9 protein-coding genes and 1 pseudogene are annotated in these 18,250 nt (G+C 55.0%); 8 read left to right on the forward strand and 2 right to left on the reverse strand.

Going from position 1 to position 18,250, the window contains the following annotated elements; genetic code table 11:
• Positions 1-212: 212 nt before the first annotated feature.
• The 4 genes from C464_RS01610 (at position 213) to C464_RS01620 (ending at position 8,360) form a co-directional block, all read left to right on the forward strand.
• Complete coding sequence (locus C464_RS01610; RefSeq protein WP_152420857.1) at positions 213-2,597, forward strand: hypothetical protein; 2,385 nt, start codon at positions 213-215, stop codon at positions 2,595-2,597.
• A complete protein-coding gene (locus tag C464_RS18290) occupies positions 2,594-4,591 on the forward strand; it encodes a hypothetical protein (protein WP_152420858.1) in 1,998 nt (665 codons plus the stop codon). Before C464_RS01610 ends, C464_RS18290 begins: the two co-directional genes overlap by 4 nt.
• Positions 4,592-4,727: 136 nt before the next feature.
• Positions 4,728-5,051 carry a hypothetical protein gene (locus C464_RS18295; protein ID WP_152420859.1) on the forward strand — a complete coding sequence of 108 codons (324 nt, stop codon included), beginning with the start codon at positions 4,728-4,730 and terminating at the stop codon, positions 5,049-5,051.
• Positions 5,052-5,189: 138 nt separating this feature from the next.
• Complete coding sequence (locus C464_RS01620; RefSeq protein WP_193366005.1) at positions 5,190-8,360, forward strand: beta-alanine-activating enzyme beta-propeller domain-containing protein; 3,171 nt, start codon at positions 5,190-5,192, stop codon at positions 8,358-8,360.
• Here the strand turns inward: C464_RS01620 and C464_RS19515 are convergent.
• On the reverse strand, positions 8,330-8,470 hold the full coding sequence (locus C464_RS19515) for a hypothetical protein (protein WP_239640164.1): 141 nt from the start codon (positions 8,468-8,470) through the stop codon (positions 8,330-8,332). The two genes, C464_RS01620 and C464_RS19515, sit on opposite strands and share 31 nt — an antisense overlap.
• Positions 8,471-9,434: 964 nt before the next feature.
• Between C464_RS19515 and C464_RS01625 the strand changes: the two genes are divergently transcribed.
• Genes C464_RS01625 through C464_RS17095 form a run of 3 tightly spaced genes read left to right on the forward strand, consistent with a single transcriptional unit; the run spans position 9,435 to position 15,757 of the window.
• A complete protein-coding gene (locus C464_RS01625) occupies positions 9,435-12,584 on the forward strand; it encodes a tubulin-like doman-containing protein (RefSeq protein ID WP_080510372.1) in 3,150 nt (1,049 codons plus the stop codon).
• A gap of 5 nt (positions 12,585-12,589) precedes the next feature.
• The gene (locus tag C464_RS01630) at positions 12,590-14,032 is read left to right on the forward strand and encodes a hypothetical protein (protein WP_006111751.1); all 1,443 of its coding nucleotides are present in this window, start codon (positions 12,590-12,592) and stop codon (positions 14,030-14,032) included.
• A 6-nt stretch (positions 14,033-14,038) separates the two neighbouring features.
• The gene (locus C464_RS17095) at positions 14,039-15,757 is read left to right on the forward strand and encodes an MSCRAMM family protein (RefSeq protein ID WP_080510373.1); all 1,719 of its coding nucleotides are present in this window, start codon (positions 14,039-14,041) and stop codon (positions 15,755-15,757) included.
• A gap of 277 nt (positions 15,758-16,034) precedes the next feature.
• Here C464_RS17095 and C464_RS01635 read toward each other — a convergent pair whose 3' ends face one another.
• A complete protein-coding gene (locus C464_RS01635) occupies positions 16,035-17,465 on the reverse strand; it encodes a sugar transferase (protein WP_006111752.1) in 1,431 nt (476 codons plus the stop codon).
• Positions 17,466-17,557: 92 nt separating this feature from the next.
• Here C464_RS01635 and C464_RS19965 point away from each other — a divergent pair.
• Positions 17,558-18,176 (forward strand): annotated as a pseudogene (locus C464_RS19965) (DNA-binding protein); the annotation flags it as partial.
• Positions 18,177-18,250 lie beyond the last annotated feature (74 nt).

An 18,250-nucleotide genomic window follows, 5' to 3' on the forward strand; every position in this document is an offset into this window, starting at 1 on the left:
CCCTTATCACCCGAACCCCCTCCCCGTTTCTCACCCCCGATATTTTGAGAGCAACAATTAATTCACATTCTTTATTCGACACAAACACACCAATCGGACCGACTTCGCTGACTACCCAACACAGACTCACCGTGAGCTACACACAACAACACCCACACTCCACATCTCGAACCGCCGCCCTGAGCAACGACGCCCTCCTGTGCCCCCGCTAAATGGCCGCAACCCCAGAATCCCCCCAAACTGACGACGACCGCGCTGAAAACGACCAAGAAGACTCCTCTACCCCAGACACCCTGCCAGACGAGAAGTTCGGGCCCAGCACACGCGCTCGGTTCGAACCACCTAAAGACAAGCCCCAACGACGCTCGGCTTTTCGGATTCGACTCCCCATTATCGAAGACGAATTCGAAACCCTTCCGGACTACATCCGCGGGTGTATCACCCAAGTCATCGAAGAAGTCCGGAAGGAAACCGCCGGTGGAATCAATCAGTTCGAAGTACTCCAGTACCCTGGTCCGGTTGGCTTAGAACTCATCTTGAGCATCGAGCCAAAACGGAATGACGCCCGAAGTACCAACCAGAGCACGGTCGGCGATTTTGTCGACAGGACCCATGAGGCGGGCGCCAACAAACTCACCAAAGCGATTCAAAAATACGTTCCTGAGGAATGTACCGTTGAACGTGGGTCTCTCGATCTGTCTCCACTCGGTACCACCCCAGTCAACGTGTCTCGGCTTCATCTCCGTAAAGATCACGTGGTCAATCCCGTTGGCACGAGCGGTGTCGACGTGCTCGCGACGACGTTTAACACACTACGTGAGCACTCAGTAGCATTCGTCTATCAAACACTTCTTAAACCGAAACAAGATGGCCAGTACACTGCCGCCGTTCGGCTTGCGACGTATCCACCTCAGTTCGTCTTTACCGGTCGAGAGGACTTCGTTAAGATCGCTGAACGTGGCCACCCATTTGATCTGGCGACGACGTTCGGCGCGTACAACCTCACCTCCAACTTCCGGGGACTCACTGACCGGTACTGGGAAACCGAGTACACCGAGAAAATCAACGGTGAATCGTTCGCCAGCGCAAGTTATACTGATGAAATGGTAACATCGCGCAAATCAAGATCGCAGGCACGGCGTGAAGCGGACCAAGTGAAAGAGATCGTACTTGGCAAATCCGATTACTGGCACATGCTGTCTGCGAACGCAACGTGGGACACACTGCTCAAAAAAGAACTCAACCGCTATGCTCGATTCGATATTACGGGACCGTTCGTAGCACAACTCACTGGCCTGGTTCGATTACGCTGGAAGACCAACCCGTGGGGGGTCGTTCCAGGGCGTGAACCGCCTAAGTTCCACACAGAAGAGATACTCAACACATACGGCTCAACAGCGCCAAACTATGGCGACAATGATGAGCTCATCCACGTCCCCGACGAGACGCTCGCAAACACCGGCAGCATTGCACACCACGGACACGTCCAGTCGATTGTTGACATCTTCACCGAAGGCGGCGATGAGATTTACGAAATCACCCAAAACAGCAAGTCGCTGCCGGATATCGAACTCCACACAGAGACCGGTGAGATTAGTACGATCCCGCTGACTGTTGACGCCTCATACGTCTCTGTTGAAGCTGAACTCCATAACAAAACAAAGGCGTCGACCACACTCGTCAACGCTGACCGCGCCTACGCCATGGGTCGGCACGTCATCTTCGTCTATGATTCACGAAAAAGCGCAAAACGGGGCTTTAGCCACCTCAGTCAGCCGTACAACGACAACCTCTCAGACCGAGATGATGGCGGTGTTCGGCTGTACAACCGCACAAGGCCAGTGCGCTGTCCCGACGACCGCATTCCGGTGATGAAAGGCAGTACCACAACCACCTGGGAGCTGTTTGGTCGCGACCGGATTGTCGCCCGCGTCAACGGCGAGCGTATCGCAGGCGGCGCACCTGGCGGTGACGTCGGTGAGTTCTCGTGGGACACCCACTTCTATCAGGAGGTCGACGGCGTCCACCGCGTTGAGGATGCAGACGGAGCGGTCATTGAGACGTACAACGAACCAGAGACGCTCAACTCAGAGTGGACACGGATTCCGCTCCCACACATTCCCATCTGTGGCAACTACCTTCATTTCGCGACAGTTGCGTACCGTACCGGAGCGGGTGGCATTGACGTCTACTCCGACTTCCCGGACTGGGATACGCCTGACAGCGCCGGCAAGATGAAGCGACATCGTGGCTGTCTCGAAACGTTCACCGAGCAACTCATGTGTGAACGCGAGGACACGCGCATCTCGTCGGGAGCACTCCAAACGTGGGCCCAACACTACTACACCGCCGCCTCAGCCCACGATACTCCACCGGGATCGATCATCGTCCAAGCGCTCCCCGACGAGATCAAAGACGCGAAGAAAGGCGGCACCAACAACCGCAATCCGCACTACCCTGGATACGACTGGGTCATCCCCCCAGAGATCGACACGCCTCACCGCCCGGGTGTTGAAGAAGGACTCACCGACCTCTCCGAAACGCTCACAGAGACGTCGGTAGCCGACGTCGAGATTGACACCGACGAGGCGGAATGAAACACATCGCAACGGGTAGTCATCCCGCTGCGCCGTGGTCTGCTGTCGAGCTCGTCACCACCAGCAAGTCACCAGCTGGATATCATGGGACGCCCATCTCACGACTCCTCGCGCGGGTGATCCATCGGGCGCTTTTCGACGAGCATCTCGATGCTGTCACGTTGCTTGCGGTCTCTGGACACCATCGTGAGCGGTATCTGCTCCGCTCGCGATCGACCACACACTCGGACGCGAGCACTGAGACACTTGCCAGCATTGCCAACGATGAACTCCCACTCGAAGTCGGCATCACGATTGTCGAGGTCGACCCAGCACCACTCGGCAACACACCCGTGCCTGTCCACCGACTGCTCACAACACGCGATCGTCCAGTTGATCGCGCTCGGACGTCGACGCCAACACCGTTCGAACAACTGCTCGAGATCGCCGCCAACATTCGGCCACATGCGATCCAACTCATCGTCGGTCGATTCGAGAGTGACTGTGTTGAGGTGAGCATCCGCATCGCAGACTTTTCACCGACTGTGGCCACCAACACGGCCGCGGCTGACGCCCACTATCATCAGGATGCGCCTAGTATTACAGCGCCCTTCGACGCATTCAATCTCACGACAAACCGTGAGTTCATCTTCGATCACGGCTGGGAACAGCATACAGAAACCCGCCTGTCTGGGCCACCCGCTCCGATGGTGACACACGAGCACGGAGCGGCTGCAGAAATCTCCACGATTGCGTCCGCTCGCACGCTCTCACGGACCCCAACAGAGTATGAGGCGTTGTTCTCTGACCACCCACCTGCGGCCCCACTCACACCGACGTACGCCCAACATGGGGTACTTCCATGGATTCGGCTCAATACAGAACTCTTGCCAGAGTTCTGTGGGCTGCGAGAACAAACGTACTACCTCTCACCGTGGGACAAATTCGGTCGCGCACCACCACGGATTACCCCTCAGTACACCCTCCGGAAGCCAACGCCGCCGGCAGCGTCGCCGCCGCCATCGGCTCCCCTTCCGACTGCTGAGGAACTCGAGATTGAATCCTCACTTGGTCGGACTGCTCTCGAATGGGTCCGTGAACACGGTGGGAACATCACCGACGACCACGCCAGTCCGTTCGAGGACTTCACCGCGGTGTACCCAGACCAGACGCATCGCTGTGTCATCTTAACGGACCCACAGTTTGTTCGTGGCGACCTGATTGCGGTCGCCGCTGACGTCCATCAGTCGTCAACAACCGACCGACTCACGGTAGTCACAGACGCAACCGAAGTTGCCGCTCGCGCACGGGATTGTCTCCAACAGCCGTTCATCCGCACCGACGGGAAGACACGACTGTACACCCAATCGATTCGACTACCGAAGACGCTTGACACGCCTGTCCATCGACTGCCAGCAACGAGCGAGTGGGTACTCACGCCTGCGGGAGAGCTCGAATATCATCATGGCGGTACTGTGCGAGCACGCACTGCCCCTGATGAGGAGTTCACCACGATCACGGCTGCGTTCCCGCAGGTCTCTCATCGTGATGGGCTCTTCACTGTCACAAACCCTGTCGACGGCGACCAGCGCATCTACAAAACCAATGAAGCATGTTTCGAGGCGTTCGAATTTGTCTACCCGCCAGCTGTCCCGACGTGGCTTACAGGCGGTCTTGAGTTCGCCACAGTTCTGACTATGAACGGAGACGACTTCCGTGAATACCGGCCACAAGCCCGGTGGGATCGCCCACAACTCACGACTCGCGATCGGGACGCTGCGATCGAGTTTTTTGTGACGTATACCGTCTCAGATCCCGACCGCTCGCTCACCTACGCTGCGGTTGAATCTGCGTTTATCGCGTGGCTTCGTCACCAAACCACGGAGCCGATTGCCGGTAATTTCGCCCCGAGTCTGAAGTCTGCGTTCCCTGGAACGCTCTCAAGCATCCATAGTGACGACCTCGAAAACCGAACGTGGCGATACCCGTTTGAACGCGCACAAGCGTCAGTGTGACTACCACACGCCGGGTGGTGTCGGTGTCAATATATCTGAATTATTATCTATTCTATTTTGTCTTTGATCGACTCTCAACGAGTCAGTTGTGCTGTGTGCTGTTTCGGATCTCGGCGATCCTGAGCGGATGCTGTGAATGAGCGGGATCGATGAGCGGGCCACGTTGGGAATGAGGGGTATCACGGGTATAATGAGGGGGCTAATTGAGAGACGTCGCGGCCATGATGGGGCCGCCAGTACGACTGATAATAGTAATAATAACCTTCCAACTGTCGGGAGAAGAGAGACCAGCGGAACCAGTTTCAGGGCGGAGCCACGGGAGGTGATTGTCTTCTTCGCGAAGAACCGGTCACACCACCCTGTCGCAGAATATCTCAGAAAGTCTATGTCAATTCTGGCACAAACAGTCGTCCGTGAACCACTATCAAATCTTCTCGTTCGCTCTGTTCATTCGTTGTGAACTAGCCGTCCGCACAGTCGAATCTCTGTTGACCTAACTGCCTCCCAATCCACACAATGTCAGAACCGCCGTGAAATATGAAGAGCGACCAGTGACTGATACTGTGTATTTATCAGTTCAAAAGACAATCACGAAGACATGAACGACCGTTCGGGATCCAGACGTCTTGAAACAACTCGTCGCCGGGCTCTACAAACGGTCAGTGGTCTCACCACACTTGCCATCTTCAGTACTAGTGCTTCTACGGTCGCCGGCGACTCCGGTGATCAACAGTGGGTATTCGAAACCGGCCGGGTGTACTCCTCACCAACTGTCTCTGATGGATCTGTTTTCGTTGGGAGTCGTGATAGGAATCTGTACGCGGTGGAGGCTACAACAGGGCAAAAGCAGTGGGCATTCAGCGCGAACGATGCGATCCTTTCATCGCCGACAGTCGTCGATGGAGTCGCCTTCGTCGGAAGTCGTGATTCACATCTATATGCGGTAGATACTGAATCGGGCGAGCAACAGTGGGCGTTCGTCACTGGCGATGATATCCTCTCGTCACCAGTCGTGGTCGATGGGTCCGTACTCGCTGGAAGCAACGATGGAAACCTCTACGCGGTGGATGCTGAATCGGGTGAGCAACAGTGGAGTTTTGAAACCAGTGGCTGGGTCCGCTCATCCCCAACAGTGGTTAATGGAACCGCCTTTGTTGGAAGTCTTGACAACGCCCTCTATGCGGTAGATGTCGAATCAGGTGAACAACAGTGGCGGTTTGAAACGAGTGATGGGATCTCATCTTCACCAACAGTGAGTGACGGGACGGTCTTCATCGGCGGCCTTGACAGCAGGTTCTATGCGGTGGATACAAACACGGGCAATCAACAGTGGACTTTCGACACCGGCGACTTGATTAGTACATCACCAACAGTGGCCGATGGGAGCGTTTTCTTTGGGAGTGCTGACAACCGTCTCTACGCAGTAGACACTGACACTGGTACTGAACAGTGGAATCTTGAAACGGATGACTGGATCAATTCATCACCGACGATAGTTGCTGAGCGTGTCTTCGTCGGGAGTTCTGATGGGAACCTCTACGCGATAGATGCGAATACGGGCGATCAGCAGTGGACCGCTGAAGTTGGCACCGTCTTGTCATCGCCAACAGTGGTTAATGGAACCGCCTTTGTCGGAAGTTATGACGGGGGTCTCTACGCAATAGATACCGGTGGTAACGCCTCAAGTGTGGGCTCTCGTGCGATGCTTGGAACGTTAGGACACCACGATGATTGGCGCTATGCTGGCCAGACAGTTGACCCGGAAACTCGCAGTAACCAACGGTGGGTCTTCGAAACTGGCGATTCAATTCAGTCATCGCCAACAGTCGTTGATGGGACTGCCTTCATCGGGAGCAAAGACGAGCACCTCTACGCAGTGAATGTCGAAACCGGTGATCAACAGTGGGCGTTCGAAACCGACGGGTGGGTCAACTCGTCGCCGGCGGTGGTGGATGGAATCGACTTCTTCGGGAGTGATGACGGATATCTCTACGCAGTGAACGCCGAGACAGGTGACGAACAGTGGTTTTTCAACACTGGCGATCTCGTTCGTGGATCACTGACAGTGGCTGAGAAGACAGTGTTTGTTGGGAGTGCTGATCAGAACCTCTATGCGGTGGATGTAAAAACAGGCAAACAGCAGTGGCAATTCAAAGCGAACGTTGTTTCGATACTGCCGGTCGTGGCTGACTCGACTGTCTTCATCACGGGTGGGTCTCTCTATGCGGTAGATGCGGAAACTGGTGATCAACAGTGGCAGTTTGTGACTACTGGGGGTGTCCACTCGTCGCCAACAGTGAGGGATGGAACTGTCTTTTTTGTGAGTGGTAACGAAACCCTCTATGCGGTAGATGCGGAGACAGGCGACGAACAATGGGCCGCCGAAACTGGCGCGCCGATCAGGTCATCTCCAACAGTTGCTGACGGGACTGTCTTTGTTGGGAGTGCTGAAGGCACTCTCTACGCGGTGGATGAAGAAACAGGAAACCAACAGTGGGTCTTCTCGATTGGCGATAGACTGTCATCGCCAACGGTGGTTGATGATCTGGTTTTCGTTGGGAGTGAGACTGGAAATCTCTATGCGGTAGATACAAACACGGGCGCTCAACAGTGGAGTTCTCCCACCGCCACGATGGGGCTTTCGTCGCCAATAGTGGTTGATGGAACCATCTTCGTCGGGAGTGGTGATGGTAACCTATACGCAATAGGTTCTGAGGTTGAGGGCTCGAGTGATGACTCTCGTGTCCTGTTTGGGTCTCTGGGACACCACGACGATTGGCGGTATGCCAACCAGTCAATCACCATTCCAGCATCCGCCTCGTATCTGTCTACACTGCGGGACAATACCGAACTGCTCACCGTTGGTGGTGTTGGCATCGTCAGTGCCGTTGGTGGGACATATGTACTACATAAACGGAGCCAGAACTCAGCAGAAAACTCTCCTGATGAATCCAAGACGCAATCGTCTCCAACATCAGATTCTGAGACAACCCAGTCGGTGCCCTCCACAGAAGAGTCTGAAACCGACGGATCCGCAGATATCGATACACTTCGCTCCGAAGCGGAGACAGCCGTTGACACAGCCATCTCTGCCAGAAAAACTGCCAACTACACTGAGGCAGTCGACGCCTACAACAAAGCCCTCACTCAGTATCAGGCTGCCCTCAAGCAACTTGATACCGGATCCACGGAGAGGCGTACCACAATCGAGACCGCTATCGACTCAGTACGTACTGACTTGGAGGCAATCAAAGCCCGCAGTAAACAACGCGACACTCTCATTGAGCTGTTGGACGCAGCTGAACAGAGTTTTCAGGTAGCGATTGTCGCTTATGTACAAGGAAGCCAAACGCTCGCTCGAATTCGGTTCCGTCAGGCACGGAATAACTTTGAGGAAGCCATGGCGATTCTCGAAGAAAGCGACGACCTGCTCACTCCGACTGTAGAAGTGAGCGTCCAACCTGATCGAGAGTTAGCCTCCACAACACTCAGTGCGTTACCGGTGATCCCCAAATTGGAAACGGAGGCATTAGCTGACGCTGGAGTCGAAACACTTGGTGATCTTGAGAGTAGCACCGAGTCGCCATGGACTCCCCCAACTGTCGAAACACTGGCCACCAACGGAATGTTGAACGCCGAGGCAGTTACGACACTGACCTTCCTGTCGTGGTGGAACACCACCGACAATTACGAGTTTGACACCCTATCAACAGTTTCGCGCCGACGCGATCAAGCCGACTACGGATTTACGCAAAGTTCAAATTCCTGATTTTGTGGCCGCTCGTCGACGGTTGCGCCCGCGGGTCGAGCCTCTGAGACAGTAGCATCCGTGGCCCCATCATCGACCACCAACACCGAGTACTCATCAGTGAGTTCCACGACCGTCGTGCCGATCCGAGTTGTCTCGTTGTACCCTGGAACGACGAGTATGGTCGCTGGCGTAGGTGGTACTCATCTCTTGTCGGATCGTACACTTTGTCTACCCGGTGAATTGTGAACCGTGAGAACGGTATCAGCGAGACGTTGTGTGGAACCACCAGCAGGTCTCTTAGTGGCCAGTATACTGATCTGCCCAGCGGGTTTGTGGTGGGACACGCCTCCATGCTGAGAGATGTCGATACTGTGCTCACAGCCGTCGTGAGTTGGTCTTTATTATTACTATTATCAGTCGTATCTGACCCAGCTAACTGCGCCACGTCATGCGTTTTTCGCCAATATACCCATCATCGAAGTTAGCTGTAAGTTTTGGCCCGCTAATTGTCCCCCTAACTCGTTGAGTACATAAAAACTCACTTGCTCGCGCTGTTACCTCTCGTGTGAGGGCTTGCCTGATCCGTGAGCTACTCTCCTATCAGGCGTCCACTGTCATTCCAGTCTGTTCGCTGAAGACGTCGTTGGAATTATTCAACTGCTCATTTCGTCGATAGATATCTCTGTCTGAAGTACGATATAGCCGAGACCCGTCCACTGACACTACTCAGCATCGAGATGTCGGATATGTTTGACTGACCACTCGTCTATTTCGGTCCCTGTATCGATGCTCACCTCTGTGTTTGCGGTGTCTGCGCTGTCGTCTGCCACTCCAGATTGCGTGATGAACCAGTCATTTCCCTAGCAGTGTTCTGTTTCGCGTCTCAATGCTTAGCTGCTGCCCGCGCGATCACAAATAACCAGCCTACTGAGTCTCCGACAGTGTTAACGCGTACTTACCAGCTATTGAGGCGATAATCTCACAAACAGAGTATAAACTATATCATTGTAGTTTACTCTGCTGAGACTGTCAGCCAGTATGGACAACACCGAATAGTTTATTGAACGATATTTCGTGTGTGGGTACGTTAGGATGAACTTACCAAGTCGGATATTCGCCGTGGGTGGTGCTGGGAAGGCAATCACCTACGAACTCTTAGAAGCAGACTGGGTTCAGGAATCTGTGCTTCAGCCGCGCCGAAATCCGCGAACGCTGACCGTGACCGTGATCGACACGGCTGAAGAAGAAGAAAACAGAGATCTCGAACGAATCCAACAAATCCGGGATTCGATCCAAGAGACCAGAGAGCGCCTCCGAGCAGACGCGACACAGGAGGGCCGACTCGGCGAGATCAACATCGATTACCTGCCACTGACTCAGAACATCCAACTCCACGATCAAAACGATCTGATCGGGGCGGAGGCGGTGCCACGGATTGCGGCGGGAGTTGGCATCGACGAGGAAAATTGGTGGCTTAAACCTGAGTTCATTAACGAGAATCTCGACTTCGCTACCGGTGTTGTCAGGAAACGAGGACTCGGAAAGGGACTGTACTACAAATCCTACGCCGAAGATGATAGTGTCCGCACGTCGATTGATCTCCCGAACCGCGGAAAAGTCGCTGTCGTCGCCGGACTCGGCGGCGGTTCTGGCTCAGGGATCTTCATCGACTTAGTCAAACACCTCAAGCGGACGAAGCGGACCGCCGAGATCACCCTTTTCGGGGTGCTCCCCAACGACGAGGAAGGCGACGCAGAAAGTGCGAACGCACACGCCGTCCTTTCGGAGTTGGAGTACATGAGCCTCCAAGGAGAAGACCTGTTCAAAGACAGGATCCTCATTCCCATCGATCCGACTGGCTTCGGCGGCAAGAAAGGGAACCTTATCCAGAGTTCTGACGCACTTGTCGAGTTCGACAGGGCTGCGGTCTACCTCATCACCTCGTACTACAACATGATGGACATGGAGGACCCGTTCGCGGACACGCCCTCCTACGCACCCTTCATCATGGGTGTCCCGCAGGTCCTCCGGTACAACGTCGACGCTATCCAAGACGCGAAGACTGTCACCAAAGAGATTCTCAACGCGAAACAGGACGCATTAGAAGCCGAAGAGGACGTATACACCGGTGTCGACCGATTCCTCTCGCGAGAGTGGAGCCCAGACGAGATGGAGGGCGAACTCCACGACTCTGACCGGACGGATCTCGAGACCCGGCTTGATAACGTCTGGTCGCTCACCGAACTCGACATCTTCACCGAACTTGAGTACGAGTCCATCTCTGCTTACCGCGAGATCATCTCGGAAGCCGAGGCCGAAACCGATGACATCCTCGACCGGATCAACGTCATCGCTGGTTCGATTCGGGCGGGCACTGCGCGGATCGGTGATAACGAACAGTACGTCGATAGCATCGACAAGCAGCTGGCCGACATCATCGACACGGAACTGAACCGTATTGCTCACCGCAAGGACCTGCTCGTCCGGCTCCGGTCGATCGACAACAACCGCGTTGAGGGGACGATCAGTTACTTGCTTGCTGTCGAAGACGAGGGAATCAACCCCGGCGTCCGCATCAATCGGTTGGAAGCGAAACGTGACGAGGTCGTCGACCGCCGAGATCGACTCCAGTCGGAACTCGAGGAGGCCGAAGCTGAACTGGAGACCCGCAAGCGGGAACAGCAAGACGAGGTTGACCGCCGGGTCGCAACGTGGAAGAACGCGGCCGAACCGCTATATCGAGAGTACAACGACTGCCAGTCGATGGCCGTCGAGGAACTGGTCGGTGACCTTCGGAACGGACTAGAGTCCTTCGCACGTGCTGTGGAGAACGCAGAGGATCCTGATCAGGTCGAGTCTGTTAACGACAGTGCTGTTCGGACGGCACTCGACGATATCAGCAACGAGTTCGACACTGTCGGCGTTGACACAACGGATATCGAACGCCGGATTAACTCGTCGCTCGCGGACCTCGCAGACGCAAAGGAGTCGTTCCTCACGATGAATCAAGAGGAGGGAACGATTGAATCCATCCTCCCGTGGGACTCCTCCAGCGAAGAGGAACGAAAGAAGGCTGAAAAGAACTACAGGCGCAAGCGCAGTCAGCTTGATGAAGCGGAGGTGTTCAAAATGTCGCGGGCGGGCAGCAATCTGTCGATTGAGGTCCAGTTCTCAGTCACCGAACTCAAACACCTTATTGAACGGGAGCTTGACCAGCGCCAACAGGAGATCATCTCGCGAACGCGCTCCGAACTCGATGAGCAGCACCGGGCGGCGATCGACGAACTAGAACGCGATCTTGAGTCGGGGGTCGGCTTCGACCAACTCACTCGCCAGTTCGAAGAACTTGTTCGCGACGAGATTGTCGAAACGGCAGATATTGAGCGGCGTCGTGACGATCTCGAATCGGATCTGGAAACCGCAAAGGTCGAGTCAGATCTCTACGATGCGACCGTCACGCTGTTTGAGGAACTAAACGGACCTCGGGACTCATTCTTGAACTCCCAAGAGTCCTATAAGCAGCTTCGTGAAGAGTACAACGCCGAGAAGAACTCCTCAGTCGCAACTGAGACCGAAGAGTACAGTTACGTCAAAACTGTTCAGCCAAACGACATCCTCCAACTTAGAGACGACACCGATATCGCCGAGAGCAAGATCTTCGACGACGAGACCGAACGGCAGCGACTGCGTGGTTCACTTGAGGAACTCGCCCGGAACGCACACAATCCCCGCTACACCGGAATCCGTCGGCGCCGGATCAGTGGCGACCGTGCGCGATACAACGAGATGAACATCGTCGTTGGCGTGATGAGCCGAGCGATCGAGCAGATCAACGATGTCGCCGATCTAAAATCCGAGTTCCAGGGGGCGTACAATCTCGGCGCAGGCGGCGAAAACTACGCCTCCTTCCCGGTTGAGGCGGGCGGCAGTTGGGATGTCGGGTTGGGGATCTTCATTGATGGCATCTTCCTCGATAACCTCCGGGCGGAGATCGAAGCCGACGGCTACCGGAATGGGTACGAATCGAAAAAACAGTCAGACGAGACCGATATTCTCGTCCACCACGCGTACGGTCTCGACAAGGGCTACTTCGTCAAACGTGACTCGGTGTTGAACCTCGAGCATCCCGACGATGTGGAGTTCTTCTTGAGGGATGAAGGCGATATCAAGGCCGACCTTCTTGATGAACACATCAGTCGAACTGACTTCACCGCTTCTGCTGATGGAGGCGAGGAGGAATAACTCCAATGGACTCACCTGTCACGTTCCTTGAGGAGCACGGCGAGAAGTTCTTCCTCGGGGTGTACTTTCTCATCATGGTCGTTGTCGCCGGCCCGCTGTTCTTGACGCTTGGCGAGGCGTGGATCGCCTCTGATGTGTTCCGGCCGCTGATCCTTTCGTTAGATCCACTCTTATCGATTTCACTTGAACAGTTCTCAGCTGCGGTGTTCGGGATCTACCTCGGCTTGCTTGCGCTCATGACAATCGACCCCAAAAAGCGGGTCCAAGGTGCGCTGCTCTGGCTTGGAACAGGCTCTGCGCTTATTGGACTGCTCTCTATTGGGCTCTTCATCCCAAACATCGATTTCACCGCCAACGTGGCATGGCTCGGTGCCGGGCTCGTCGGCGGAACCGTCGTCGGCGGCGGCAAACAGCTTATGGAGGTTCGAACAACCTCCGCACTTGAATTCCGCCGATCCGCGAGTATTCTGTTCTATTTGATCACTGCTATCGTCCTCGTCGGACTGGTTGAGTTCCATGTCAATTTCCCGCAGTTCATTGACCCGTCGGGTGGCACAGTAGAAATCATCACACCGGAACCGACCATCTCAGTCGCGTGGAACGGACTCACAACGAACGCTCTAATGGCTGGGGTGTTCGTTGTGACCCTTCGTCGGTTCGTTACCTACGACTCCTCTGAGAACTTCTTCGTGCTTGGACCGCCGGGGTCTGGCAAGTCGCTATTTTTGGTCGGGAAGTATCTCGCCGCGCTTGATGACGCAGTCGACAGGAAAAGCGACACGCCGCTAAACCCGAGCGGTGACCTGATGGAGCTCGTCGGCCGACTCGATGCCGCAACCAAAAGCGCTGGCTGGGAGCTCGACTCAACGGGTGCGACGGAGGTAGAGGACCTACAGTTCCGCTTCGTCAACGGACGTGTCTTCCCGAAGAACATCGAGCTGTCGAGTCTCGATTACGCTGGTGAGTATCTCGAAGAACTTCCGGGCGCACTGATGAGCCCCGACACCGAGATCGACAACTCTACGGTCCAGTTGCTTGCCGACCGGGTTCGAGCGGCGAACACACTCATTCTCGTGATCGACGTTGAGCGGTACCACAACAACGAACCGCTCGGGATTGAGCCGTACTTCGACATCCTCGATTCAGCTGAAAACAAGGATGTCCTGTTGGTGGCGACGAAATCAGACATTCTCGCACAGCAGTTTGAGGATGAGCAAGCGCTTGACCCACACCAGTACTTCGAGGACTTCCGCCAGTACGTGAATGACACGCTCGTCGAAAATAACCAAGCAGTACGAACGCTCGTGCAAGACACTTCTGGTTCGGAAATCCATCCGGTGTACTACGAAACGACAGTGAACGATGACGGCGAACGCGTGCCGATGCGCGACCGGAACGGGAACGTGATGACGGTCGGCTTTGAGGAAATGCTGGAGAAACTGGGGTGACCACGCATGTCAACACTACGCATTTACGATACGAAGGGGAATGCGTATTCCCCTGATGGGACCGCAACGGGATCAAACGAACAGGTCAAAGAGCTGTTTTACGGCGGTGTTCGACTGGCCATTCGGTCAGATCACCGACGCGAAATAAGCCTGTTTTTCCGCGCCCGCGAAACGCGGAACGCTCGCACGGAGCAGTTCTACGCTGTCTACTCCGTCGATGATTCCTCAACACCGCTCCAAGACCTCATCACTGATCTCACAACACGTGTCGAGTCTGAGTGGGGGTATTCGATCGATGACTCCTCAGAAGAGATGCAGGTGTACCGGGACCTGAAACGCGGGAATACTGCTCTTCCTGGAGGCAGTACAGAACAGGGTATTCTCTCTAAACTCATCAGCTCTCGGCAGCCTGTGGTGGTCGGTGTCCAAGATGAACGCAACGCCATTGGCCTGCTCAGCGAGTACCTCGATGAGTACGATCAGGCGGCAATCGCCGACTCGGAAGACGCTGATGTGCTCTCAACATTTGATTTCGTCGTCACACCAAATGGAACCCGCGGCATTACACCACTTGGCGAAACAGAGGCCAGATGGGAGTCGACGTCTCGGTCGCTCCGCGATAAGCATATTAAACAGGAGATTGCGTCAATTCGCGAGTCGGTTGAGACACTCTCACGCGAACACGGCCTCTCGAATGGGGAGATACGAGATCGAATCCAAAGTAGCGTTCCGGCGCTCAAAGCGTCGACGACGAGTTCCGACCTTAGAACAAGCGCAAGCGGGTCAGATGATGATTATCTGGTACCGCCGAAAGTTGGATTGTACGTAGCTGTTGGTGCTGCCGTCCTACTCGTGTTGTTTGCTGCGATTTACTTCGGCGTTTTCGGATTCATTGGCGCAACTAATGGCAGTGGGCAGACGTCTTCACAAGCTAATATCACCGGTGTAGTTATTGACAGCACGACCGGTAACCCGCTTAATTCTTCTACTCGCAATGTTTACGTTACCCTCAATAACGAGACTGGGGCCGTCGTGAAAAACGCGAGCCAACCGCAATATGCTTTCACCGTCTCCAAAGCGCGACTATCGAATTTGACACTTAAGGCCAGCGCAGATGGCTATCAGAACCAGACAAGGGATCTTTCAGGTGACTCTCGCGAAATCAATATCTCGCTTGTGCCCGCTTCTACAGATGCTGATAGTGCGACGCTTTCTCGTGTCCAAGGTCAGGTGGTTGACTCGACTAACGATGCTGCTATCTCGGATGCGAACATCTCTTTAATTGGGACTGAAAACAGAGTAGTTAAAACGAATCTCATTGGAAACTACACGTTCGAAGAAATTCCTCCCGGCGAATACACACTCTCTGTTACCGCCGATGGATACGTTGCCTCGGAAAGCCGTACTATCAGTGTGAATGGCACAACCACACAAGTTGACGATATCAACTTAGACCCAACTGCCGCTCTGTCGATCTTGGTTACTGATTCAAACGCAGATGCTGGCGTTGCTGGCGCTTCTGTGTACCTCTATGACAACAGTACCAGGAAATCGGTCAACAGCAGTACAACAGATCAAGCCGGTTGGTACAATGTCTCTGATCTTGCGCCTGGAACATACGATATTGAAGCTAGGCCAGATGGCTACGATAACAAAGAAAAAACGTATGAGGTTAAGCCGGGCGCCGCTCGCGTGATTGAAATCACCGTAATAAGCGACTCGTAGCGACTGTGTACAGTGACTAATGCGGAGGCCTAGATTTTGTGACTACATTACAGAGCGCACCTTGATCATGCTGACTTGTTTAGTGACTTCGTTACGCTCCAGTATCACGACTTCTTGGGCTGATACGCGAGCAACTCTATTTTCACATACTCTAACAAATTCAATCATTTGTACACAAGAACTCAAATCGGTACTACCGGGCTTCAGTCGTAGGGACAATAAGTTGAACTGGGGGCACTCTAAGCTCTACTCTTGTTGAATCCATCGTCTGGACGGGTTACCAGATCGCTTCCAACACGTCCACTCCAACCTTCCACAACTGCCGTGCCACTATCTTCAGATCATACGTAAATGACTGCTCGCGAACGTACTGGAGATCATACCGGAGCTTCGCTCGTGGATCAACGCTGCTCGCCTCGTTGATCTGCGCGAGCCCAGTCAACCCGGGCTTCACGAACCACCGCTTGCGCCACGCATCGGCTTCATTCTCAAGCAAGTGCTCTTCTTCAGTCCACACCGCACGTGGACCCACGACGCTCATGTCGCCGCGCAGGATCGACCATAACTGCGGAATCTCGTCAAGATGCGTCTGCCGAAGAATGCCTCCCACTGTTGTAATGCGGTCATTTTCCTCATCGTCGATCGGCGTTGCTGACTCGCCTTCTGGGACCATTGACCGGAATTTGAAGATTGGAAACGTCTCGCCGAATACTGCGGTCCGATCTTGTTGGTACAACACTGGGCCGCGATCTTCAAGCTTGATTACGACCGCAATAACGAGGATAACCGGCGCCAACGCGAGCAGTCCCGTCAGCGAGAAGGCGATATCGAAGCCACGCTTGAACATGTAATCTTGGATGTCCCACGGCTCAATCTCAACGTCGACGAGCGATGCGTTCGGATCGGTGGTGTCTGTCAACACCGTGTCAACATGGGCTGGGAGAACTTTCGCGGCGACGCCGTACTCGTAACAGGCGTCAAGCGCGCCGAAAAACTCTGCCCGGTCCGGCTCATTGAACGCCAACACAACTGTATCAATGTCCTGTGCGACGAGGATATCCTCCAGCCGCGAGAGGCCACCAAGCCGAGTGAGTCCAGCCTGTTGGCGCCCCCCGTCCGCAGCACGGGCGACACCAGATGTCGTGGCGCCGGGGTCGCCGCCAGCAGACTCCCCAGCGGCCAATACTCGAACTGTTGTCGGGCAGAGATAGCCGAGCAACGGAACATCCGCACTCCGTGTAACCTCAGCAATTTGGGCTGGGTCATCCCCAACGACAATCGCTCGCTCACTACGAGCTTCCGGCCGACGCAACCAAGTAAACCACACTGGCAACACCACTAACAGAAGCGGAGTAATCAGCACCAGCGTCAGTCGTGGTACCTTGTACGTGTAATCAAAGTAGCCAATCGTCGCCAGTGCGAACACGGCGACGAAAGTCCGCTTGTGGGCAAGTCCGACGATATCCAGAATCCGTCGCGGCCGAGGCTTGTAGAGGGGAACGAACGCAGCCGCCATGACCACAACCGTCAACGCAACCTCGATGACGAACTCCGCCCCAGCTGGCGGATCAACGGGGAGCCGCCCGATTACGGGCACCAACGACACCGCAGTCTGGACGGTCTCGCTGTTGGCGAGCATCACCGCTACCCCGACGAGGGCGGCAACGCCCCCGACGCTCGCAATGCGGTAGCGCCACCCCGTATCCATTACCTATTGTTGGCAAACATATCGTGTTAAACACTATGTTTTGAATCATGCTACTACAACCACAACGACGGAGCAGGGCGTTGCCGACCTGAAATAACGTCACTCTCGCACAGGGGGAGCGCATCCGGGCGCGGGAGGCCGAATCAGAGCGTATTAATGCCCAAACCGAATTCGGGACGCCGGAAGTTCCAGACGCGTGCCGCGGGTGTGGACCGCGACGGCCAATCCCGAACAGGCCGATCCTCGAACGGATCTCTCCCAAGGGGAACTGGCGACAGTAAACGCGGAGGCAGATCAATTGGCGACACGATTGAGTGGCTGGTCGCGTGCGGCGGCCAGTCGACATCTAGCTGACGGCGACGGGACGGAGATAACGAGTGCGGTGATGCGGGTGTTCGAGGAGTTACAGACGGCCCCCGGACAGGTGGTTCCAATCGAGACATTCGAAGACGTCCACCGCAAGTAGGTGAGTGTCGAAGATCAAATTGAGGTGCTCTGGGAGAATGACTCTCCAGCCATCGCGCAATCGGCCTCATCGCGGACGCAAGCGGGAAAACGAAGGTGACAGTCTGGAAGACATTGGATGTGCCATGGATCGCGGACGATTAATGAGTTCGCATTCACGGCGCAGCCCAGAATTGGCATGAAGGTCGTATCTCACTTACCGTCACCAGCTGGAGCAGCATTCACTTCCTCGAACGTGGCTGGTAGTGGGAAGCATCTCCAGCCGGAGTGACATTTTTTATTTTGTACCAGACGGACCCAGACCCCCGTCGTCCTATTTA

Source organism: Halorubrum coriense DSM 10284, from assembly GCF_000337035.1.
GTDB lineage: Archaea > Halobacteriota > Halobacteria > Halobacteriales > Haloferacaceae > Halorubrum > Halorubrum coriense.